The following is a 22,962-nucleotide window of genomic DNA, read 5'->3' as shown; positions in this document are numbered from 1 at the left end:
TCTACGACCGCTCTTCAAGGACGGATGGCCGTCGCGACCCGTTACGGCCGACGCGGCCAGTTGTCCTTCTCTGCCATCTGCACCGCCGTCACCCTCATGTTCTGGTTATGGGGCCTGACCATGAACAACCTGATCATGCGATTCTGGCTCTGAGCTTGACGGAGCTCTCTTTAACTCACCCACCTGGATTGGCGGCTGCGGCTACGCGGCTCCAATCGCTTATCGACAGATCGTCGCGCCAGGTGAAGGTCGGCTCGGCCTGCTCGGGCGCCATGGCAAAGTCAGGCTGATGCATCCGTACCCGCGCCTCGAACCTGGTGTTCAAGGGGGCAAAGACGCGGCAGATCCGTGCGTAATCCTCCCGCGTGTAGATTGTGGAGCGCGCGCTATGCAGCTCCTTGAGCGCGGCCACGATCCGAGCCAGTTCTCCTTTGTCCGGCCTTTCGTTGGGTGCGATGCGGCTATAGACATACATGCCCAGCGGGTCGGGCGAGATATTTGCGCCTCGCGCCCCCACTCTGCTCATCTGTTCGGCCTTCAATCCTACGCCGATCAGATCCAGGAATGTCTGCAGCACCCCGCCGGGTGCGTGGCGGATATGCTCATAATCCAGGATCGTCACCTGCCGAGGGGAAAATCCGGTCAGGACGTGATCATAGATCAGCCCGTGCTCCACCGGCACGCCGGTTGCCAGAAATCTTGTGCAGGCATGGTTGAGGAACTCACCAAGATCACCGGCCAGTTTGGCTTTCATCTTCTGTAGCCAAATGGCTTGAATCAATTCCGTCTGGCGGCGGGCGGTATAGATAATGCGCACATCCTCAAACGGGGACAGGCGTGCGGCAAGCGCCGCCATGTCCACGCGCTGCGGCTGGAGCCGCGAGAAGGGTTCGCCGGAGAGAAATACCGTGCCATCGCGAGAGGCGTAGTCAGCGATGAGACGTTCCCACACGCCATAGGGGCCGGCGTTGCCGTAAAAGGCGGGCGGTATCTCGTTATTGCCTATCCAAGGCGTAGTCAGGATATGATGCGCTGGGTTGGGGCCGATGTCGGGATAATAGACGCCATGCTGCTCCAGCAGATTTCGGTTCAGAAAAAAGCAACGCTGCAAGAAGGTAGTCGCTGTTTTATGCGCGCCGATATGAAGGATAAGCCGTGCCATACTGAAGTTATGCCCTGCGTATCCCGTGATGAGCGAATGTCCAGAATTCATCACTCAATGTGTCGCGGAAACCGAGGTCGAGCTTCCCGCCCAGCATCGGCCCCACGCTGAACTCGGGCTGATTGGCTTGCAAGCGCCTGGCAAGCCTTTCGTTGAGGGGGCTGAAGCTGCTGCCCATCTCCTCAACCTCGACGCGGTTGTAGACAGTTGAGCGTGGCCGCTCGGCACCCAGACTTTGATCCAACGCCTGACGCATCCACGCCACAAGGCCGGGACGTGCAACATTCGCGTCCGCTACCATATTGGCTACCAGCGTTGCCAATGCATCGTCTGATACGTTCGATAACCGTTCCGAAAACGGCTCAAGATCGTCCGCGCGCAGCGACAATTCCAGTGCACGCAGATACGCGCCTATGATGCCCCCATCGCCTTTGATCGCCGAATCGAACGATATGAACCTGATCTCTTCGGGCGGAAATCCAGCCAGTAAATGATCATAAAGATCGTTGTAATCCAGGGCCAGTCCGTCGACGCGCTTGGTTTGCAGGGCGCGTCGGTAAAAGGGCTCCCACGCGCCAGGATTGCGCTCGACTGAGATCTGCTGATAGACGGATTGGAGAAAGCTGGCTTGATTGCGCAGTGTGCACAGGACGCGCACTTCGTCGAATGGCGCCAGCATCCTTCGGAGTTGCGCCATGTTGACCTGGCGCGGCGCCAGACGTGAAAATTCCTCGCTGGAAATGAATACCGTTCCGGGCTTGTCGGCGTGGTCACGGATCAGGTCGTCCCACGCCCCTTGCGGATTTTGCAATCCATATGGTTCCGGCATGGGTATCCAACTGCTTACCAATCCATGCTGACCGTTCGTATGACCGATTGCGGGAAAGGTCACTCCCTGCGTCAGCAGAAGAGCACGGTTCTTGTGGAACGTGTCTTGAAGATGGGTCGTCGCGGTCTTGTGCGTGCCGATATGGATGACGATACGAGACATGAGGCTCCGGGCTTAAGACATCGTTTCGAGAGGCGGTGGCTTGGGCGGAAGTGTAGCGGGTTCCGGGCGCAGATGATCGCGCAGGATCCGCAGCACGGCATCGCCATATTGGTCCGAGGGCTCCAGCATCGCCTTTTCGGCCCATTCGTTCCATGCGTTGATGAAGATCTCCTGCCGGTAAGATCCGGCCAGACGTTTGCCCAATAACACCCGCAACCAGCGCTGAAAGCGCATCGGGTTGGCACCATGGGCGATATGCGCTCCAAGACCCCGCCGTGCGGTATTGTCCCAACTCGGCATGATGCCGGCGATGGTGTTCTTGGGCAGGCCTGCCAGATAGGTGCTATCGGTGCTGTTGTCTGCGAGGCAGGCGTAATCGTAGATAAGCCCAGAAAAACCGGGGTCCACCCCATTGCCTATCAGGTTGCCCCGAGGGCCGCCGAACAGGTAATCTTCGCCGGTGACAAGGCCGTGTGGTGGCATCTCGACCCAGAAATCAAACAGATCCTCTGGAACGGGATGATCTCCCGGCACATGAAAACGCACTGCGCCCATTTCCACCTCTCCCACGCCGGCCTCTCGCCACGCAGCGCGCATCTCGGCCACGGCGGCGGCGGGATCTGGCATGTCTTCAGGGCGATAGATCACAAAGCGCGGGCGTGTGCCATCGGGTCGCTGATAGCGCGGGTCTCTAAAATAACGCACCAGGCTTTGCGCCAAGTCCCGAGCAAAGCCAGGGCTGTAAGGCTGGTCCAGAAGAATCTCTCCCGAAAGACCATCCCAATTGCGCCTCCAAGCTTCGTTTGCCCAGCAGAGATAAAAGGGGAAATCTATCTCGGGGCTATTCAGCAAGCTGTCGATCGGGCGTTCCAGGATGCGGCGCCCGTCAAACCAGTAGTGATATACGCAGAACGCATCGATTCCGGCCTGCCGGGCCATTGCGGCCTGCTGGCCCATCACCTCGGTCAGGCGCAGGTCATAAAACCCCAGCGTGGTGGGCAGGGCAGGCTGTCCGTGGCCGGGATAAGCGGGCTTCGCGCGCGCAACCCCCTGCCATTCAGTAAAGCCCTTGCCCCACCACGCGTCATTCTCCCGGACTGGATGGAACTGCGGCAGGTAAAACGCCTGCACGAACGACGGCCGCAAAGTTTGGTTCCGTGGCAAGCCGGCCTGGTCCAACTCTGTGGTCTGCACCACACGCTGATTGCCCGCTTCGGCCATGTAGCCCAAAGTCCGTTCAAAGGCGTGAGCAAGTGTGCCGTCAACCTGCCCGAGCTCGCGTTCGAAACTGTCACGTGTCAGCTGCAAGCCGTGGATCATGTCGATCATTGGGGCTTTCAGCCAATACATCGACCCTGCGGGAAAGGCGAGCTTGTCAGGGTCATGACGTATGCCCAGGCGGGCCATCATTTGCTCCACCAGCACGCGATTGGAGCCCCACCATTTGGTGTCTTCGTAATGCTGCCCGTCGGCAACCCAGACGGCAGCCTCGGGAAGTGCCAAAAACCGCTCCAGCCGCTGTCGGGTCTGGTCCGGCTCGCCCAGGATGCCCGCAATCAGATGGCGGCGCCACACCTCCCCATCCTGGCGATGCGGGCTTTTCTTGGTGTGGACCTTTCCAACCGCGCGGTAGGACGACAGCAGGCCCGAGTTTACGAGATGCACAAAGGGGAAGATGTCGCGCCCGTGATTGGGCATGGGCACTACCAACGCCTCAGGGAAATCCGCCAGGATCTGTTCTTGTAATGCGGTGTCGTCCTGACCCTTGAACCGGCTGAAGGTCACGAACAGATCAAAGTCGAAATTCTGTCGTGACAGGGCGTCGGAAATCTCGGCCCACAGGTCATGGTAATAGATATGTACCACCAGCGCCACTGCCGGCCGAGCGCATTCCTGTCCGTCCGCGTGACGCCGCAGCACCGGCAGGGCTGTAGGTAATTCGGCTTCGGTGCGGGGCAGGTCCTTGGTTATTCTCGCCTCGTGCCTGCCGAAATCGATGTAATGGAGGAATGGTCTTGAGATCACGCCACGGAGATCGTCGTTGTGGCGAAGATACGCGTTAGGCGAAAATTCGGGATTGGGCTGGAGCCCTGCCGGTTCCCCGCGCTGGATGAAGTGACGTTCGGCAAATGTCTTCGCCAAAGGGTGCAGATTGGGGTTCACGCCAAGATAGAATTGGCGGTCAAAGAGCCTGCTGCGACGCAGTTTCCACAGATAAACCAAATCTGAAGGGGGCGGAAACAGCAGGCGCAGCGCCCCAGCGATCTTGTGTATTTTGCTGCGGATCATGTTCTTTATCTTGGCTTTTCAGCTTCGGCGCTGCTTCGGGTCAGCGCCTTCGTGTGGAGAGGCGTCGCCAGAGCACCTGTTTGCCCAAAGCTGTCCTTTAGCTGTCCGTTCTGCAGAGTGCCACGATGCTTGCCCGCTTGGAGGATTTTGATGAGCGGCGTTCCGCCTGGCGAATGCTCTTGCACATCGTGCGTGGCGCGGTCTGCAGCGTCCCCGCTGCGCGTCACCGTCGTGCAAGCCGGGTAAGCCAAAGGTCGATCTTGTTGATTGATAACAGCGACTCGTGAGAGTCGAGCCTCCGGTTCCCCTGACTTGTCGCCAGCTCTGCGGTCTACTTCATCATCCTCCGCGCATCGATTCGTTGTTCTTCGGCGCTACTATGGGAGCCTGCTGGCGGACGTCCACCCCATCGGATGGCTCGGGTCCCATCTCACCTACTTTGTGAACGCGTCTGACGGGCTCCCGCCGACATGGGCAGTGATCCGATGAAGACGGTCTGAGTTGCCGTCCAAAATAAGATCATTTCAGCAAAACGTGGCGCTGAAGGCTTTTCGCAGTCTTCACAAACCACGACCAGAGCTACGGTCGCGACCCATAAACTCGCCTGAGCGATCTGTATCGGCGTAATTCACGCGCCCGAAGTGGCGGCGCCTGCTCGCCTGACCGGTGCGGTGGCTGAGGGACCAGCCGGTGGTCAGCGAATGGATGGGCTTTCGGCCTTCGACGCCGGACTCGCTGCCGGTGATCGGGGCCTCGCCGCAGGGCAACGAGGTGGTCCACGCCTTCGGTCACGGCCATCTGGGACTGACGCTGTCGGCGATCACCGCGCTGATGGTTGCCGACGCCGTCGCCGGCCGACCGCCGCGCTTCGATCCCGGTCCCTTCAGCATCGGCAGGTTCCGATGAACGGCTTCCCGATCACGCTGGCCACCCCGCGCGAACGTCACGGAACGCTGCCTGATTCAGTGAACGTCACCCGTGATCGGCGACGGGATCATCGGCCTGATGGCGGCTCGGACACTGGCGCGCGAAGGGCAAAGGGTGCTTGGGTGCGAAAAGCGCCGGATGAGGGGCGAGCAGTCGGGCCGGAACTGGGGCTGGGTGCGCCAGCAAGGGCGCGACCGGAGACTCAGGCGGAAGTTCGCCCAAGGCGACGGACCTCTCCGTGCAGGAGCGAACGATAAACAGCGCGCTCCGGGCCTTCCCGGCCGCGCCGACTTCGGGGCTCCGACCTAATCCAGCGCCCTGAACCTGCATGGCACCTCGACGGTCGGTGCTCCATTGGGAGCAGATTGGATGAATTCGAACACCCTGGACAGCATGGCTCCCACATCCTGCTGCATCATGCCGACATTCTGGGGGTGGACCGCTGCGAAGGGATCCCAGTCGAAGCAGCCGAAGCGCAGCTCCAGCGGCGGGGACTGGGCGCGCAGCCAGCGGACGAAGCCTTCCAGCGCGATGGTCGAGTTCACGAAAACGCCGCTGCCGTGCGGGATGCCGAGTTCCGCAAGCGCGGCGGCGGTCTTGTCGGCGGAATAGCCGCGCACGATGGAGTTGCCGTCAGGAACGCGGAGCCCGATTTCCGCGTGGGCCGACATGAAGCCGCGCCGGCGCTCGCGGGTGTTGTGGTCCTGCGGGCGGCCGCCGATGAAATAGAGCGGCGCACGGCGGCCGAACGCCTCGTGGGTCCGCGACAGGATCACCCGCGTCAACTCTTGCGCCCCGGCAAAGTTGTCCGACACGACCGACGGCATGCGCGTGCCCGGCAGGTCGAGGTTGATCGCGCGAACTCCCGTCGCCGCGCAGAGTTCGGCGATGCGGTCGGGGTCGGTGGCGCCTGTCACGATCAGGCATTCGGCCTGATAGGACATCATCTGGCGGGCGGCCTCGTATTCGAGTTCAGGCTCGCGGCGGGTGCAGGTGATGACGGGGAACAGCCCGCGCGCGCGCGCCATCGCCTCGAACTGTTCGGCGATGGCGCCGAAGTACCGGTTGTCGTATTTCGGAATGATCATGCCGATGATGCGCGAACGCTCGCGCCGCAGCAGGCTTGCCTGCAGGTTCAGCGAATAGCCCTGCTCTTCGGCGACGCGGCTGATGCGTTCCGCCAGCTGCGCGCTGATCCGGCGCTTTTTCCACGTTCCGCTGAGCACCGAACTGACCGCGCTGGCGCTGGTCCCGGCGATCCGCGCCAGATCGTAGATCGTGGGCCGTTTGCCGGGGATGTCCTCGTCGCCAGCCATATCGTCGAAAACCTGCCGTTTCTGCCGTCTTGACAGCCTAACACCGCCGTTACAGTGTCGCTACATCGATTGAGCAGGGGACTCGATCGATGGCGCAGCCGTGGCTGTGTGCCTGCGTCCAAGGCGGCGCGCCCTGACATGTGGAGGAGTGAGATCATGACGTCGAAACTTTCGCTCGCGGCCGCTTCGGTTGTCGCGGCAGCGCTGCTCGGCGGCGCCGCCTCGGCCCAGGAAGCGGCCACCGTCGCCTTTCTGATGCCGGACCAGGCCTCGACCCGCTACGAGGAGCACGACTACCCCGGCTTCCAGCAGGCGATGAGCGAGCTTTGCCCGGATTGCACCGTCATCTACCAGAACGCCAATGCCGACGTGTCGCTGCAGCAGCAGCAGTTCAATTCGGTGATCGCCCAGGGCGCGAAGATCGTCGTGCTGGACCCGGTCGATTCGGCCGCTGCCTCGGGCCTCGTGCAGATGGCGAAGTCGCAGGACGTGAAGGTGATCGCCTATGACCGGCCGATCCCGGATACGCCTGCCGATTACTATGTGTCCTTCGACAACAAGGGCATCGGTCAGGCGATCGCGCAATCGCTGGTCGATCATCTCAAGGCCGAGGGTGTCCCCGCGGGCGCAGGCGTCCTGCAGATCAACGGCTCGCCGACCGACGCGGCCGCCGGTCTGATCCGCGATGGGATCGACGTGGCGCTGGACGGCTCGGAATACGAGACGCTGGCGGAATACGACACGCCGGACTGGGCGCCGCCCCGCGCGCAGGAATTCACCGCCGGGCAGATCAACCGCTTCGGGGCGGATATCAAAGGCATCGTGGCGGCGAACGACGGCACTGCGGGCGGCGCGATCGCTGCCTTGAAGGCTGCTGGCGTCGATCCCCTGCCCCCGGTCACGGGCAACGACGCGACCATCGCGGCCTTGCAGCTGATCATCGCCGGCGATCAGTACAACACCATCTCGAAGCCGTCCGAGATCGTCGCCCGCGCCGCAGCAGAGGTCGCCGTGGCGTTCCTCAAGGGCGAGACGCCCGAGCCCAAGACGACCCTCTATGACACTCCTTCCGAGCTTTTCGTTCCCGCTGTCGTGACGCGCGAGAACATCAAGGCCGAGATCTTCGACAAGGGCATCCAGACGCCCGAGGAGGTCTGCACCGCCGATTATGCGGATGCGTGCCGCGAACTCGGGATTCTGCAGTAAGATGCTCGCGGTGCGCGCCGGATCGGCGCGCACCTTGAGGAAAGGGCAGCAATGGCTGAGAACGAGAGTTCCCGAGAGCCGATCCTGAAGCTGCGCGGCGTGTCCAAGCAGTTCGGCGCCGTGCAGGCGCTGGAGGATATCGAACTGGACGTGTTCGCCGGCGAGGTGGTGGCGCTGGTGGGTGACAACGGCGCCGGCAAGTCCACGCTGGTGAAGATACTAGCCGGCGTGCATCAGCCGACGTCAGGCTCGATCCAGTTCATGAACAGGCCCGTCGCGCTGGACAGCCCCGGCAAGGCGCTGGAAATGGGCATCGCGACGGTGTTTCAGGATCTGTCGCTGTGCGAGAACCTGGACGTGGTGGCGAATCTGTTTCTCGGCCATGAACTGTCGCCGTGGCGGCTCGACGAGGTGCAGATGGAGGTCCGCGCCTGGACCCTGCTGCGCGAGCTTGCGGCGCGCATCCCCTCGGTCCGGGAACCCGTCGCCTCGCTGTCCGGCGGGCAGCGGCAGACCGTCGCCATCGCCCGTTCCCTGCTTCTGGACCCGCGCATCATCATGCTGGACGAGCCGACCGCCGCGCTGGGGGTCGCCCAGACAGCCGAGGTTCTGAACCTGATCGAGCGGGTGCGCGACCGCGGCTTAGGCGTCATCCTGATCTCGCACAACATGGAAGACGTGCGCGCCGTCGCCGACCGCATCGTGGTGCTGCGGCTGGGCCGCAACAACGGGATCTTCACGCCGGAATCCTCCAACGCGGAACTGGTCGCGGCGATCACCGGCGCCACCGAGAACTCGGTCTCGCGCCGGCAGGCACGCAAGCTTGAACCAACGGGTGCATGACATGAACGAGCCGCAAGCCGCGCTGGACAGGTCCGACAGCCGCGTCCGCCATGACGAAGGGATCGGCGGCGCGGTCCGGGGCTTCATCGACCGCGTGCGGTCCGGCGATCTGGGAGTGCTGCCCGTGATCCTCGGGCTGATCCTGATCGCGACCGTGTTCTGGTCCCTGAACCCGGTCTTTCTCGCCCCGAACAACCTCGCCAACCTCCTGTTCGACGCAGCCGCGGTCGGCTGCATCTCGCTTGGGGTGGTCTGCGTATTGATGTTGGGCGAGATCGACCTGTCGGTCGGCTCCATGAGCGGGCTCGCCTCGGCCATTCTCGGCGTCATCTGGGTCAAGGCAGGGCTGCCGCCCGCATTGGCGATCCTCGTCGCGCTCGCGTCTGGGGCGTTCATGGGCTTCGTCTATGCGACGCTTCTGAACCGCTTCGGGATGCCCAGCTTTGTGTCCACGCTGGCCGGGCTGCTCGCCATGCTGGGGCTGCAACTCTACCTGCTCGGCTCGACCGGATCGATCAACCTTCCCTATTCCTCGGCGCTGGTCAGGTTCGGCCAGATCCATGTCATGCCGGCATGGTTCAGCTATATGACGGCGATCCTGCCGGGGGCGCTGATCCTGTTGCTCGGCCTCGACCGGATGCGGCGGCGCAGGGCGGTCCAGCTGTCCAACCCCGGCGGCCTGTCGGTGCTGCTGGCGAAGGCGGCAATCCTGACCGCCGTGCTGCTGGTGGCGGTGTATTACCTCAATCAGGGCCGTGGCATCCCGTGGATGTTCGGCCTGTTCGTGCTGCTGGTCGTCCTCATGGATTATGCGCTGACCCGCACCCAGTGGGGCCGGGCGATGTTCGCCGTGGGGGGAAACCGCGAGGCTGCGCGGCGGTCCGGGATCAACGTCAGCCGCATCCGCATCTCGGCCTTCATGCTGTGTTCCAGCCTCGCGGCACTTGGCGGCATCCTCGCCGCGTCGCGGCTGGCGTCGTCCAGCCAGCAGGCGGGGACGGGCGATGTGAACCTGAACGCCATCGCGGCGGCGGTGATCGGGGGCACGTCGCTGTTCGGGGGGCGCGGCTCGGCCTGGTCGGCGCTGCTGGGTATTCTGGTGATCCAGTCGATCTCGAACGGGCTGACGCTGCTGAACCTCAGCTCCTCGCTGCGCTACATGATTACCGGCGCGGTGCTGGCGATTGCGGTGATCGTGGATTCGCTGGCGCGGCAGTCGCGCGCGAGCCACGGCCGCGCTTGAGAAGGACATATCATGGCTGAGCAGCTTTCAGGCAAGGTCGCGGCGATCACCGGCGCCGCGTCGGGGATCGGGCTGGAATGCGCCCGCACGCTGCTGGCGGAAGGCGCGCAGGTGGTGCTGATCGACCGCGCCGCCGACCGGCTGGAGGCGCTGTGCCGCGAACTTGGCCCCAAGGCGCATCCGCTGGTCGTGGACCTGCTGGACGGGTCGCAGGTGGACGGCATCGCCGCCCGGATCGAGGAACTGGCCGGCCCCGTGGACATCTTCCACGCCAATGCCGGCGCTTATATCGGCGGCCCCGCGGCCGAGGGCGACCCGGACGCCTGGGACCGGATGCTGAACCTCAACATCAACGCGGCCTTCCGCAGCGTCCGCGCCGTCCTGCCGGGGATGATTCAGCGCAGGACCGGCGACGTGATCTTCACCTCGTCGGTCGCGGGCGTCGTGCCGGTCGTGTGGGAGCCGATCTACACCGCCTCGAAATTCGCCGTGCAGGCCTTTCTGCACGCGACGCGGCGGCAGGTCGCGCCGCATGGCATCCGCATGGGCGCAGTCCTGCCGGGCCCGGTCGTCACCGCCCTGCTGGACGACTGGCCCAAGGCGAAGATGGAGGAGGCGCTGGCCAACGGCTCGCTGATGCAGCCGAAGGAAGTGGCGGAGGCGGTGCTGTTCATGCTGACCCGGCCGCGGGGCGTGGTGATCCGCGATCTGGTGATCCTGCCTAACAGCGTCGATCTGTGACGGGGATCCGGCCATGACCACCGACCGGCAGGGGCCATTTTTCCTTGGCGTGGATGTCGGCACCGGCAGCGCCCGCGCGGGGCTGTTCGACGCGACCGGCACGATGATCGCCAGCGCCAAGCGCGACATCGCCCTGTGGCGCGAAGGCGCGGACATCGCCGAGCAGTCGAGCGCGGACATCTGGGCCGCCGTCTGCGCGTCGGTGCGCGAGGCCGTGGCGGGGATCGACCCGGCGCAGGTGGCGGGCATCGGCTTCGATGCGACCTGCTCTCTGGTGGTGCTGGGGGAAGGCGGTCGGCCGCTGACCGTCAGCCATTCGGGCGAGGACGCGCGCAACATCATCGTCTGGATGGACCACCGTGCCGTCGATCAGGCCGAGCGGATCAATGCCCTCGGCCATCCGGTCCTGCGTTATGTGGGCGACGTCATCTCGCCCGAGATGGAGACGCCGAAGCTGCTGTGGCTGCGCGAGAACCTGCCGCAGACCTATGCGAACGCATGGCAGTTCTTCGACCTTGCCGACTATCTCGGCTGGCGCGCCACGGGCGATCTGACGCGATCCAGTTGCACCGTCACCTGCAAATGGACCTATCTGGCCCACGAGGACCGCTGGGACCCGGACTACTTCCGCGGCATCGGTCTGGGCGATCTGGCGGACGAGGGCTTCGCCCGCATCGGCCAGAGGATCGTCGCGCCGGGGACTCCGCTGGGCACGGGGCTGACCGAGGCCGCTGCGGCTGACCTCGGCCTGCGTCCGGGCACGCCTGTCGGGGCCGGGCTGATCGACGCCCATGCGGGCGGGATCGGGACCGTGGGGATGCAGGGGACGCCGGAAAGCAACCTCGCCTATGTGTTCGGCACCTCCTCCTGCACGATGACGACGACGCGCGATCCGGTGTTCGTGCCCGGTGTATGGGGCCCGTATTATCAGGCGATGGTGCCCGGCATGTGGCTGCTGGAGGGCGGCCAATCCGCCGCCGGCGCCGCGATCGAGCAGCTGCTGTCGTTCCACCCGGCAGCCGCCGAAGCAGGCGCCGCCGCTGCGGCGGCCGGTCAACCGCTGCCGGTCTGGCTGGCGGAAAGAGCGGCAGCGCGGGCGATGAGCCTTTCCGACGCCGTGACCCTGGCGGACGGCCTGCACGTCGTTCCCGAGTTCCTGGGCAACCGCGCCCCCTTCGCCGACCCTCACGCCCGCGCCACCATCGCCGGCCTGGGAATGGAGCGGGACATCGACAGCCTCGTCGCGCTCTACATCGCCGGTCTCTGCGGCATCGCCTACGGTCTGCGCCAGATCATCGAGACTCAGGACAAGGCCGGGGCGCGGGTCGAGCGGATCGTGATCTCGGGCGGCGCAGGGCAGCTGGAGCTGGTCCGGCAGCTTCTGGCGGACGGTGCCGGCAAGCCGGTCCTGTCGAGCAGGGCAGCCGAACCCGTGCTGCTCGGCTCCGCGATCATCGGAGCGGTCGCGGCTGGTCATTTCGCCGACATGCCGCAGGCCATGGGCTCCATGTCGCAGGCCGCCGTCGGATATCACCCAAGCAGCGCGACGGCGGCGCTGCATGACGCCCGCTATCGCAGCTTCTGCGCGTTGCAGTCGGTCATGCGGAAGGATCGCGGGCCGATGTGAAGGTGGGCTCACTGGGCCATCGGCACGCATCGCACATGGATGAGCCTCGCGAAACGGCCCGAGATGCGGCCCGGACCGGCCGCGCCGTTTTTGGGCACCGGAAATTGCTCAGCGTTCCGACGAGAAATGCTGCTTGAGATAGGACATGATGATCTCGGCCGTTTCCTCGTCCGGCGGGATCATGCCCTGATCCTCGATCATCCAGCGCCAGAGATAGTCCCAGCGGGCGTCCGTGACCCTCTGCTGCCTGATGATCGCCGTCGAATGGCAGGCGACGCACTGGTAATACGTCTCCTCGGCGCCCGGCCCGTCCGGCAGGCCGCCGAGTTCCGGGTTCGGAGAGCCCTCGGCCACGTCCGTCCCTGCGGCGGCGACTTGCGGCTGGGTGACGGCCCGCATCGGGTCATAGACGGGCGCGGGGGCCGGCGCTTCCGCTGCGGGGGCTTCCGGCGCAGGCACCGCGCCCGGCTGAAGGGCGTTGTAGGCGGGCGCCTCGCGCATCGCCGCCATCGGGTCATGGAGGGGGGCCTGCTGGGCCGCCGCAGCGGCGGCCGTCAGCAGGGTGATGGCGGCAAGGCCGCCAGCGATTGATGCAAAGCGTCGCATATTCTCCAGTCGGATATCGGGCGCGGAGCCCGCAGTGAAGGCGTCGGGGCGGACTCAGGCCGCGATCAGGGCGATGCGGTGCTGGATGTTGTTGCCATAGCCGCGCGGGTTCCACCCCGGAGAGACCGGCGGCTGGCTGACGCCGTTCATGTCGGTCGCCCGCGCCCAGACCTCGTAATACCCGTGCTGCGGCAGGGTCACGTTCGCCCGCCAGCGCTGCCATGCAAAGCGGTTCGGCGGCGGGTCGAGCTGCGCCTCGGTCCAAGTCTGGCCGAAGTCGATCGAGACATGCACCGCCTGCACGTCGCCGTTCCCCGCCCAGGCGTGACCGCGCACTTCGCTGGCCTGCCCCGGCGTGACCGACGCGCCGGTTTCCGGGAAGGTGATGAGCGACTTGACCGGCATTTCGGTCAGGATCTCCATGTCCTCCTCGGGCACCTCGGTGCCGGGCGCGACCGGATAGGCCGGCAGGCGATAGGAATAGCCGCCCATCTTCTCGCCGTCATGGACCTGATTGCGGACCGCAATCCGGGTCAGGTATTTCTGCGCGACCGAGCCGGGATAGCCGGGGATGACCAGCCGCAGCGGGAAGCCGTGCAGCGCCGGGACGGGCTGGCCGTTCATCGCCCAGGCGATGATGCCGTCCTCCTCCAGCGCCTTCTCGATCGGGACGCCGCGGGAAATCACCTCCTGCTCGTCGTCGCCGGACAGATGCACGTCGTTGCCGTAATGGCCGGTATAGACGGCGGTGTCCTTGACGCCGGCGGCGTTCAGCACGTCGGCCAGCCGCACGCCGGTCCATTCGGGGCAGCCCACGGCCCCGGTCGTCCACTGGTTGCCCGAGGTGCCGGGCTGGAAGAAAGCGCGCCCGTTGCCGCCGCATTCGATCACCAGCGGCCGGGTCACGTTCTCGAACCGGGATTTCAGCTCGTCGATGGTCAGTTCCAGCGGCGTGTCTACCTCGCCGTCGATGACCAGCGTCCAGCCCTCGGCGTTCATGTCCAGCGCCGTCTGCGGCACCAGCCCGTTCATGCGCACGAACATCCGCTCATAGGGGGTCACGTCGTCGTCCAGCAGATGCGCGGGCGTCTCGACGTTCAGCGGCCGGTCGCTCAGCAGCGTCAGCCCCTGCTTGCCGCCCATCAACTCCTCGCCGGAATCCTGCGCCAGCGCCACCGGGATGAGGCCCGCCGGCAGGTTGCGCTCGAACGGGATCGTCATGCCGATCATCGCCCCGAGCGCCGAAAGCCCGGTGGTCTTGAGGAAGGCCCGGCGCGCGGGTGAAGTCTGCAGATCGGACGCCTCCCGGCCTTCGGTGGCGGCAGGGGGGCAGAATGTCTGCTTCGTGTCGATCGGGTCTGACATCAGGACTCCTCCATCTTCAACGCAGAGAGCGTTTCCCCACAGGAAAGCCGCCCGATTGACTCATGTCAACGCAAGAACCGCGATTCAGGGCCGGTAAGCACCGCCGGTGCCTGGCTCCGGCCTGACGAGCGGTTCCCGCCGATGTGCGACCAGGCGGGCCGTCTTCGACTTGTTGGACCAGCGCTCGGCGAACTGCGAAGGCGGTAGAGCTTGCGGTCGTCCGTCACCCTTCAGTCCACGGGCCCGCCGCATCGGTGTGACGGAGGCGACGCCAGTTGCTTGCCGGGTTTTGGGACATCGTCAAAGTCGCAGCCGCGATCCGAGGGCAGCACGGACGGCACAGGCAGGGCGCTGGTCATGACCAGGCGGCAGCCCGGTCAGCCCGATGTCTGACCCCGGTGCAGTCTCAGCCCGCGCGCCCGGATCTGCCGCATCGATGCGCAGGTGCATAATGTCGTGAAACCACTGGAACGTGGCCCACCCGGCGAAGGGGCGGTCAGGCCGCCAAGGGCCAGTTTGCGTGGTCGCCGCTGACGGTGCGAGTTGGCTGGAGGAGGGGCCGCTTGCTCTCGGACCGTCAGTTACTGGCGGGTGTTGTTTCCCCGTCCGCCGGCATGGGAGGTGTGGCGCTGTCTGCGGAGGAGTCTGCAGCAGTGCCGGACTCCATGGGAATGCCCCCGGTTTCGGTTGACTTGCCGGCACCAAGCCCCTCGGCCGGCGCGGCCGGATCCGCGGGTGCAGCGCCGTCCGTCGGTGCCGCGGCATCGGCCTCCGGCTCCATGGGAACCCCGCCGGTGGCGGTGGATTTGCCGGCGCCAAGCCCCTCGGCCGGGTCTGCGGGTGCAGCGCCCTCCGTCGGCGCCGCGGCATCGGCCTCAGGCTCCATGGGGACTCCCCCGGTCGCGGTGGACTTGCCTGCGCCAAGCCCCTCGGCCGGGGATGAAGGATCCGAAATCGTGGTTTCTGCAGCTGCCCCGCTGTCCGTCGGGACGGGAACTGCGGCAGGGTTCTCAGCCTGCGCCGGCGCGGAAAACAACAACGGTGTCATCGCGGCGAAAAGAACTGATCTCATCATCATCACGAGTCTCCTGTGCTTGTTGGGGGGAATTCCCACAGCGACGGAAACGCGGGGCCGGTAGTATCGTTCCCACCGGCTGCCGAAGCGGCGCGCGTCCGGGACGGGCTGGCAACGGCTTCTGCCGGCCGTCACCGTCTTGCCTGAGTTGTGCGGCACGCTGCCCCGAAAGCGGTATGAAGTTCAGGCGGCCCGTGGACGGCATCTTCTTGATCGAGCAGTCAGACGGCCCTTCCCAACCCTGTCCCCGATGCGCCGGCGCTTCGCCTGCCTCGCCCCCCAGCCTCTCGCGGATCGTGCGGTCGAGGGCGGGACCGAGGTGGAGGTAATCCCAGTCATACTGCCCGGTGCGGAACAGTTCGTGCAGGTTCATGATCCGCACGGTGCCCTGACCGAAGACGCAGATCCCTTCCTCGCGCAGCTCGCCCAGCATGCGGTTGGCGTGGACCGCCGTCATGCCGCAGGATTCCGCGAGGTCCACCTGGGTCAACGGCAGCGCGAAGCTGTCGAGCGTGCCCGCGCCGCGGGAATGCAGCCGCAGCAGCATCTCGCAGAAGAAGTTGGCGATCCGCGCGCGCCCGACCAGCCGGCCCAGCCGGAAGATCCAGTAGCGGTCGATGGCCGCGTCCAGCAGCGGGATGTGCCAGAGCTTCTCGAATGTCTCGGGGGCATCGCGGCGCAGGTTCTGAAGCCGCTCCTGCGGGATGCGGCGGATCTCGGCGGGGCTGAGCGCCTGCAGATCATCGTCCGGCGGCGCGAGCGCGAAGCCGGGCAGTTCGATGAAGTCGCCGGGCAGATGCACCCCCAGCAACTGCCGGCGGCCGAAGCGGTCGGCGCGGTAGCGGCCCACGAAGCCGCTGGCGAGGTAAAGGGCATCCGTCCTCGGGCCCGCGCGCTGCGGGACGGGCTGCCGTGCGCTGACGGTGGTCGGCGCGTCGTGCAACGACGCCAGCAACTGCGCCACGGTCGGGGTGAAAAGATGGGGCCGGGCCTGGTCGATGGTCAGGGCGGACATGAACTCCCTCGATCAGGGTAGCGCCGCGCAGATCGAGACCTGAACGGCTCAGGGGAACGATCCTCGTCCCCGGATAGTTCCGCCGTCGGCGACCCATACGTCAGGGGAAACCCGGCCGCTCACCCCGCCCCGTCGGAAGGCGCCAGCGTCCGCATCGGCAGGGTCAGCGCGATATGCACCCCGTCCGGGCCGAAGCGGCGGGCGACGGACGCGTCCAGCTGATAGGGAAGCATCTCGTTCAGGACCATGGACCCGAAGCCCTCGCGCGTCAGCACCGCCGGCGCGCCTCTCTCGATCCAGTCGAGACAGACCGCGGGGCCGCCCGCGCCGGTATCCTCGATCCGCCAGCGCAGCCGCAGCTCGCCGCCTTCCGCGAGGCCCAGGGCCCCGTGTTCGACCGAGTTGGTCACCAGCTCATGAAGCAGCAGCGCCAGCACCTCGGCCGCGGCCGCGCCGACGGGAACGGGCGGGCCCTCGGCCGATATGGCGTGAAAACCATCGCTCAGGCGCTGGTCCAGCAATTCCTCGGTGATCATCCCGCCCAGGTCGAAGCGCATGCCCGGATCGCGCAGGACCGCCATCAGGACGCGGCTGATCGCATCGAACCGGCCTTCCAGATGCCAGGCATAGTTTTCCACGCTCGCCGCGCCGCCCGCGGACCAGCGGATGATCGAGCGCATCAGCGCGAAGCTGTTGCCCAGCCTGCGCGTGATCTCTCGCGGGCTGGAAGGCGGCGCGGTGCGTGTCCGTTCCGTCTCGTCCATGCCTGCCCCGCCGGTCTGGCTGTGCGATCCTGATCCCCGTCACAGTGCCATGCGGGCTGGCTGCCTGATCGGGCGCACCGCGCCGCGTCGGGACCGAGGCACCTTCCGCCCTGCACGTCAAGGCACTTCCGCTCGCCACAATACAGCGATGCCGTTCCGGCTCGGCCAGAACATTTATCAATGGTCATGGCGTTCCAGCGCCGGCGGCCCGGAAAGCACACTTCTCGCGGGGCTGGAAGGCGGGCCAACCCGCCCGCCCCGGCTGGCCCAAGGCGGACTTTGCGCGGCTAGGACGAGCCCTCGCCTTCCAGCCGCGCGATCGCGCCGAGGATCAGGTCCCGGTGTGCCGTCCAGCTCTGCAATGTCTCGCGGAAGGTCTTGAGCAGGGCTTCGCCGCACGCGGTATCCTGCCCCGAGGCGCGCAGGCGGTCCAGAAGCGCGACCTGATGCCTGATCCGCGCCTCACCCTCGGCGATGTCGCGCCGGGCCTGGGCCAGATGTCGTCGTTCGGTCTCGAGGTCGGACATGTGTTTCCCCCGGCGGCCGTGCGCCGGCACCACGCCATCGGGGGAGCACAAGTGCGCGCGCCATAGTTCCTTCCCGCATGGACCTGAAGGATGAGCAGCCGATGGACAACCGCCACATCATCGTCATCGGCGGCTCATCGGGGGCGTCGGCGCCGCTCAGGACCATTCTGGGCGCGTTGCCGCCCGGTCTGCCGGCGGTGTTCGTCGTGCTGCACATCCCGGCGCGCAGCCTGGGCATCCTGACCACCGTGGCGCAGGCGAGCAGTCACCTGCCGGTGCGGCCCGCCGAGGACGGCATGAAGATCGAGCCCGGCCGTGTCTATCTGGGCGTGCCGGATCGGCATCTGCTGATCGTGGACGGGCATATCCGCCTCGGGCGCGGGCCGCGCGAGAACATGGCCCGGCCCGCCATCGACCCGCTGTTCCGGTCGGCCGTCATCGCCTATGGCCCGCGTGTCGTGGGGCTGCTGCTGAGCGGGTTCCTGAACGACGGCGCGGCGGGGCTGTCCGACATCAAGCGCTGCGGCGGGATCGCCATCGTGCAGGACCCCGAAGAGGCGATTGCGGACGAGATGCCGCTGGCCGGGCTGCGGGCGGTCACGGCGGATCTGGTCAGCCCGTCCGACCGGATCGGCGACGTGCTGTCGGATCTGCTGCGCGAGGCCGCCGGTCCCCGCCTGCCGGTCCCGCCCGAGATCCAGCTCGAGGTGGACATCGCGGCGGGGGAACGGGTGGACAGCGGCGTCCTGCGCCGCTTCGCCGATCCCGTGCCGCTGAACTGCCCCAATTGCGGCGGCGTGTTGTCGCAGGTGCGCGAGCCCGGCCCGCTGCGCTTCCGCTGCCAGGTGGGCCATGCGGTGACGGCCGATGTGCTGGCCACCGAGCAGGAGAACGCGGTGGACGAGGCGCTGCGCGTCGCGCTGCGCGTCATCGAGGAACGGGCGGAACTGGTGGCCCGCATGGCCGAGGAGGGGCGCAATGCCGGCCGCCGCGCCGTGGCCGAGATGTATCAGGAACGCTCGGACGAATACCGGCGCTATGCCGACACGATCCGCCGGGCGGTCCTGATGTCGATGCGCCGCCCCTCGCCATCCGGGGACGAGGGCGGGCAGGGGGCCGATGGCTGACGCCCGCCCCGACAGCGGGGTATGGGCTTTGCGGGCGGCGGCCATCATAGATGGGGAAATCCGCGGCAGCGCCGCGCCGGAACGGAATGCGAGGCGGAACCCTGATGTCTTCGGACGGGAATGACGGCCCCACCACCGACCTGCCCGCCATCGTGGCCATCACCGCCTCGGCCGGGCGGACGGGTTCGCTCCGGTCGCTGCTGGAGCGGTTGCCGCCGCCTGACGGCGCCGCCGTGTTGCTGGCGCTTCAGCACCGCGAGGCGCTGGACGAGGACCGTTTCCGCGAAGCGGTCGCCGCAGCCGGGCACGATCTGACCGAGGCCGCGGACGGAACGCCGGTGCAGCCGGGGCGTCTGTATCTGCCCGGTCCGGGGCAGATCGCGACCTTGAACGCGGGGCGGATCCAGCTTCGTCCGACGAGCCAGGCGCCGGGCGACCGGGGCGTGATCGACAGCTTTCTCGTTTCGCTGGCGCGCGCCGCTGGGGATCGCGCCATCGTGGTGACGCTGGACGGGACCGACGGCGACGGCACGCTGGGCGTCACCGAGATCAAGGCGGCCGGCGGCATCGCGCTGGCCGAGGAAACCGGGGAATCGCGGGCGGGGGGCCTTTCCGACAGCAGCAGCCCCGCCGCGCTGGCCGATGCCATCCTGCCCGCGGATGAGCTTGCGGAGCGGCTGACCTCCATTCTGGCGCAGGTCTCGGCGCGTGCGGCCCCGGCCGCCCCCGACAGCGCCGGGATGACCGAGGCGCTTGGCACCATCGCCTCGATCCTGCGCAACCGGACCGGCCACGACTTCCACGGCTACAAGCCCGGCACCTTCATGCGCCGGGTGACGCGCCGGATGCAGGTGCGGCAGATCGGGACGGTTCAGGACTATGTGGCGATGCTGCGGACCGACGCCGACGAGGCGCAGGACCTCTTCAACGACCTGCTGATCGGAGTGACGGAGTTCTTCCGCGACAAGCGCGAATGGGATCTGGTGGAGCGCGAGGTCATTCCCCGGCTGTTCGAGGGGAAGGCCGCAGCCGACGCGCTGCGGGTCTGGGTGGTCGGCTGCTCGACCGGCGAAGAGGCCTATTCGCTGGCCATCCTTCTGGCCGAGCACCGCGCCTCGGTCGAGAACCCGCCCCAGATCCAGATCTTCGCCTCGGATCTGGACGGGCGGGCGCTGGCGGCGGCCCGGTCCGGGCGCTATCCCGACCGGATCGCGAAGCAGATGACCCCCGAGCGGCTGGGCCGCTGGTTCCTTCACGAGGGCGATACCTACTGCGTCGGCAAGGAACTGCGCGAGATGTGCGTCTTCTCGCAGCACAGCGTCATCCGGGACGCGCCGTTCTCGCGGCTCGACTTCGTGTCCTGCCGCAACCTGCTGATCTATCTCGACGCCGAATTGCAGGAGCAGGTGATCCCGCTGTTCCACTTCGCGTTGCGGCCGGGCGGGTTCCTGTTCCTCGGCAACTCCGAGAACGCGTCCCGCCACACGGATCTTTTTGCCCATGTCGAGGCGCATTCCCGCCTCTTCCGGCGGCTCGACAAGGCGGCGCGGCTGCCGCCCGTCTTTCCGTTCACCTCGGTGGATCGGCGGCGGCTGTCGCGGTCCGCGCCGCCGCCGCTGCCCGAGCCGCCCCGCAGCGATGCCGCCGCCGCCGACCTGACGCGCTGGGGCGAGCGGGTGATGGAACGCCACTCGCCGGCCTATGTCATCCTCGATGCGGACCACAACGTGCTGCATTTCGCCGGCAATGTCGGCCGCGTTCTCGCCCCGTCGCGGGGGGCCGCGTCGCTGAACCTGCTGCAACTCATCCATCCGTCGCTGCGCCTTCACCTGCGGACCGCCCTGACCCGCGCGACCGAGGAGGGGCGGGCCGTCGAGGCAAGGGGTCTGGACGTGGGGACCGACCCGCAGCGATTCACCGTCGATCTGATCGTCGAGCCGCGCCAGCGCGCCGCCGACGGGCCGGCGGGGTTCGTCGTGCTGTTCAAGGATAGCAGCGCCCGGTCCGAGAGCGGCGGCGCGGAAGCCGGCGGACCGGCCGGATTGGCGGGGCCGGAGCAGGCCGCGCATATCCTGCATCTCGAAGACGATCTTCGCACCACCCGGCACCGCCTTCAGGCCGCCGTCGAGGAGCTGGAGACGACCAACGAGGAGCTGAAATCCTCGAACGAGGAATACCAGTCCCTCAACGAGGAACTGCAGAGCGCCAACGAGGAGCTGGAGACCTCCAAGGAGGAGCTTCAGTCGATGAACGAGGAGCTGACCACCGTCAACGGAGAGCTGGCCCACCGCGTTCAGGAACTCGGCCGCGCCAACAGCGACCTCAGGAACTTCCTTGAAAGCACGCAGATCGCCACGCTGTTCCTCGACGCCAATCTGCGGGTCATGAACTTTACCCCGGCCATCATGGACGTCTTCCATCTGGTCGAGGCCGACGAGGGCCGCCCCATCGGCCATATCAAGCCGCGCGTCACCTATGACGGGCTTCAGGACGACGCCCGCCGCGTGCTGCGCACCCTCGCCCCGATGGAGCGCGAGGTGGACAATCAGGCGACAGGGGCGCGGTATATCGCCCGTGTGCTGCCCTATCGCAGCACCGACAACGTGATCGCCGGCGTGGTCGTCACCTTCGTGGACGTGACCGCGCGCCGCCAGGCCGAGGAATCCCTGCGCCGCAGCGAGGAACGCTTCCGCGCCATCGTCGAGACGGCCCGCGACTATGCGATCTTCACCACCGACACCGCCGGACGGATCAACACCTGGCCGCCCGGTGCCGAGGACGTCTTCGGCTGGAGCGACGGGGAAGCGGTCGGCCAGACGCTCGACATCACCTTCACAGCCGAGGACCGCGAGGCCGGGGTGCCCGCGCAGGAGCGCGCGCAGGCGGCGGAGACGGGGCAGGCACCCGACATCCGCTGGCATGTCCGCAAGGACGGAACGCGCGTGTTCATCGACGGCATGATGCGCCCGCTTCTGGGCGAAAGGGGCGAGCCGACCGGCTTCCTCAAGGTGGGCCAGGACAGGACCGAGCCGCGCGCCACCGCCGCCGCGCTGGCCGAAAGCGAGGATCGCTTCCGCAGCTTCGTCGAAGCGTCCTCGGACGTGCTCTGGATTCTCGATGCGGGAACGGGGCGGCTGGAATATCTGAGTCCCGCCTTCGACCGGATCTGGGGCGAGCAGCGCGAGAGCGTCATGGCCGATGGCGGCCGCCTCGCCTGGGCCGTGCTTGCCGATGATCTGCCGGCCGCCGAGGCCTCGCGCGACCGGGGGCTCGCGGGCGAGCACGCCACCGTGGAATACCGCATCCGCCGCCCCGATGGCGACATCCGCCATATCCACGACACCATCTTCCCGATCTTCGGCGATGATGGCCGGGTCCGCCGGGTGGCCGGGGTCGCGCAGGACATCACCGACCGCCGGCGGACCGAGCTTGCGCTGGAAAGCAGCCGGCGCCGCCTGCGCACGCTGGTCGAGGGCATCCCCCAGCTCGTCTGGCGGGCCGGCGAGGGTGGCCAATGGACCTGGGCCAGCCCGCAATGGAGCGCCTTCACCGGCCAGTCCGTCGATGACAGCCTTGGCCGCGGCTGGCTGGCGATGATCCATCCCGACGACCGTGAAACCATCATGCGGGCCTGGGACCAGGCCCCGTCGCAGCAGGATCTCGATTGCGAGATCCGTATCCGCGACGCCGGTTCCAACGGATATCGCTGGTTCCAGAGCCGCGCCGCGCCGGTGCATGACGACAGCGGCGGCATCGTCGAATGGCTCGGCACGTCCACGGACGTTCAGCAGATCAAGAGCCTGCAGGAACATCAGGCGGTGCTGGTCGCCGAGCTTCAGCACCGCACCCGCAACCTGCTCGCGGTGGTGCATGGCCTGATGGACCAGACCCGGCGCGAAAGCCGCGGCATCGAGGAGTTCATGCCCCTCTTCCAGGCCCGGCTGCGTGCGCTCGCCCGCGTGCAGATCCTGCTGTCGCGCCTGGGCGAGGATGGCCGGGTGATGTTCGACGACCTCGTCCGCACCGAGCTCGAGGCGATGGGCGCGCTGGATGCCGACGGGCGCGGCGAGCGGGTCACGTTGGAAGGCCCGCGCGGCGTTCGCCTGCAATCCAGCGCGGTGCAGACCTTCGCGCTGGC

Annotated in this window: 19 protein-coding genes; 10 read left to right on the top strand and 9 right to left on the bottom strand. The window is 66.7% G+C overall.

Annotated elements, in window-relative coordinates:
- Positions 1-24 precede the first annotated feature (24 nt).
- Positions 25-153, top strand: a complete 129-nt coding sequence (locus KTN05_RS18465; protein WP_256449512.1) for a hypothetical protein — start codon at positions 25-27, stop codon at positions 151-153.
- Positions 154-175: 22 nt separating this feature from the next.
- Here KTN05_RS18465 and KTN05_RS12315 read toward each other — a convergent pair whose 3' ends face one another.
- Genes KTN05_RS12315 through KTN05_RS12305 form a run of 3 tightly spaced genes read right to left on the bottom strand, consistent with a single transcriptional unit; the run spans position 176 to position 4,442 of the window.
- Entirely contained in the window at positions 176-1,162 is a 987-nt protein-coding gene (locus KTN05_RS12315) for a hypothetical protein (protein WP_217329711.1), read from the bottom strand.
- 7 nt (positions 1,163-1,169) lie between these two features.
- Positions 1,170-2,153: a hypothetical protein gene (locus KTN05_RS12310; protein ID WP_217329710.1), complete on the bottom strand. Its 984-nt coding sequence runs from the start codon at positions 2,151-2,153 to the stop codon at positions 1,170-1,172.
- 12 nt (positions 2,154-2,165) lie between these two features.
- On the bottom strand, positions 2,166-4,442 hold the full coding sequence (locus KTN05_RS12305) for a glycoside hydrolase family 99-like domain-containing protein (RefSeq protein WP_217329709.1): 2,277 nt from the start codon (positions 4,440-4,442) through the stop codon (positions 2,166-2,168).
- Positions 4,443-5,132: 690 nt separating this feature from the next.
- On the opposite strand from KTN05_RS12305, the gene KTN05_RS12300 reads away from it, so the two are divergent.
- Together KTN05_RS12300 and KTN05_RS12295 are read left to right on the top strand one after the other, a co-directional pair.
- Complete coding sequence (locus KTN05_RS12300) at positions 5,133-5,348, top strand: NAD(P)/FAD-dependent oxidoreductase (RefSeq protein ID WP_371823355.1); 216 nt, start codon at positions 5,133-5,135, stop codon at positions 5,346-5,348.
- A gap of 99 nt (positions 5,349-5,447) precedes the next feature.
- Positions 5,448-5,678: a hypothetical protein gene (locus tag KTN05_RS12295; protein WP_254368181.1), complete on the top strand. Its 231-nt coding sequence runs from the start codon at positions 5,448-5,450 to the stop codon at positions 5,676-5,678.
- Here KTN05_RS12295 and KTN05_RS12290 read toward each other — a convergent pair.
- Positions 5,675-6,685 carry a LacI family DNA-binding transcriptional regulator gene (locus tag KTN05_RS12290; RefSeq protein ID WP_217329708.1) on the bottom strand — a complete coding sequence of 337 codons (1,011 nt, stop codon included), beginning with the start codon at positions 6,683-6,685 and terminating at the stop codon, positions 5,675-5,677. The genes KTN05_RS12295 and KTN05_RS12290 overlap by 4 nt on opposite strands.
- 156 nt (positions 6,686-6,841) lie before the next feature.
- Between KTN05_RS12290 and KTN05_RS12285 the strand changes: the two genes are divergently transcribed.
- From KTN05_RS12285 to KTN05_RS12265, 5 genes are read left to right on the top strand one after another with little or no spacing between them, the layout of a single operon-like run.
- Positions 6,842-7,891: a sugar ABC transporter substrate-binding protein gene (locus tag KTN05_RS12285; protein WP_217329707.1), complete on the top strand. Its 1,050-nt coding sequence runs from the start codon at positions 6,842-6,844 to the stop codon at positions 7,889-7,891.
- 51 nt (positions 7,892-7,942) lie between these two features.
- A complete protein-coding gene (locus KTN05_RS12280) occupies positions 7,943-8,734 on the top strand; it encodes an ATP-binding cassette domain-containing protein (RefSeq protein ID WP_217329706.1) in 792 nt (263 codons plus the stop codon).
- Between the two features lies 1 nt (position 8,735).
- Positions 8,736-9,977: a sugar ABC transporter permease gene (locus tag KTN05_RS12275; protein WP_217329705.1), complete on the top strand. Its 1,242-nt coding sequence runs from the start codon at positions 8,736-8,738 to the stop codon at positions 9,975-9,977.
- A 12-nt stretch (positions 9,978-9,989) separates the two neighbouring features.
- Positions 9,990-10,718: an SDR family oxidoreductase gene (locus KTN05_RS12270; protein ID WP_217329704.1), complete on the top strand. Its 729-nt coding sequence runs from the start codon at positions 9,990-9,992 to the stop codon at positions 10,716-10,718.
- A 13-nt stretch (positions 10,719-10,731) separates the two neighbouring features.
- Positions 10,732-12,345 (top strand): FGGY-family carbohydrate kinase, encoded by a 1,614-nt coding sequence (locus tag KTN05_RS12265; protein ID WP_217329703.1) that lies wholly within the window; start codon positions 10,732-10,734, stop codon positions 12,343-12,345.
- Positions 12,346-12,453: 108 nt separating this feature from the next.
- Here the strand turns inward: KTN05_RS12265 and KTN05_RS18125 are convergent, their stop codons facing one another.
- The 5 genes from KTN05_RS18125 to KTN05_RS12240 all read right to left on the bottom strand — a co-directional run bounded on the left by KTN05_RS18125 (position 12,454) and on the right by KTN05_RS12240 (position 17,697).
- A complete protein-coding gene (locus KTN05_RS18125) occupies positions 12,454-12,951 on the bottom strand; it encodes a hypothetical protein (protein WP_254368176.1) in 498 nt (165 codons plus the stop codon).
- 54 nt (positions 12,952-13,005) lie between these two features.
- Entirely contained in the window at positions 13,006-14,316 is a 1,311-nt protein-coding gene (locus tag KTN05_RS12255) for a sulfite oxidase (protein WP_217329702.1), read from the bottom strand.
- A 1,010-nt stretch (positions 14,317-15,326) separates the two neighbouring features.
- Entirely contained in the window at positions 15,327-16,406 is a 1,080-nt protein-coding gene (locus KTN05_RS12250) for a Crp/Fnr family transcriptional regulator (protein ID WP_217329701.1), read from the bottom strand.
- Positions 16,407-16,525: 119 nt separating this feature from the next.
- The gene (locus KTN05_RS12245; RefSeq protein ID WP_217329700.1) at positions 16,526-17,170 is read right to left on the bottom strand and encodes an HWE histidine kinase domain-containing protein; all 645 of its coding nucleotides are present in this window, start codon (positions 17,168-17,170) and stop codon (positions 16,526-16,528) included.
- 287 nt (positions 17,171-17,457) lie between these two features.
- Positions 17,458-17,697 (bottom strand): hypothetical protein, encoded by a 240-nt coding sequence (locus KTN05_RS12240; RefSeq protein WP_217329699.1) that lies wholly within the window; start codon positions 17,695-17,697, stop codon positions 17,458-17,460.
- Between the two features lie 77 nt (positions 17,698-17,774).
- Between KTN05_RS12240 and KTN05_RS12235 the strand changes: the two genes are divergently transcribed.
- Entirely contained in the window at positions 17,775-18,824 is a 1,050-nt protein-coding gene (locus KTN05_RS12235; RefSeq protein ID WP_217329698.1) for a chemotaxis protein CheB, read from the top strand.
- 104 nt (positions 18,825-18,928) lie between these two features.
- Positions 18,929-22,962, top strand: a 4,034-nt coding sequence (locus KTN05_RS12230) for a CheR family methyltransferase (RefSeq protein ID WP_217329697.1), incomplete at its 3' end; no start/stop codon positions are given.

Source organism: Paracoccus sp. Z118 (assembly GCF_019061185.1).
Lineage (GTDB): Bacteria > Pseudomonadota > Alphaproteobacteria > Rhodobacterales > Rhodobacteraceae > Paracoccus.
Note: the sequence above shows the minus strand (reverse complement) of the source record. Positions and strands in the feature narration are given on the sequence as shown.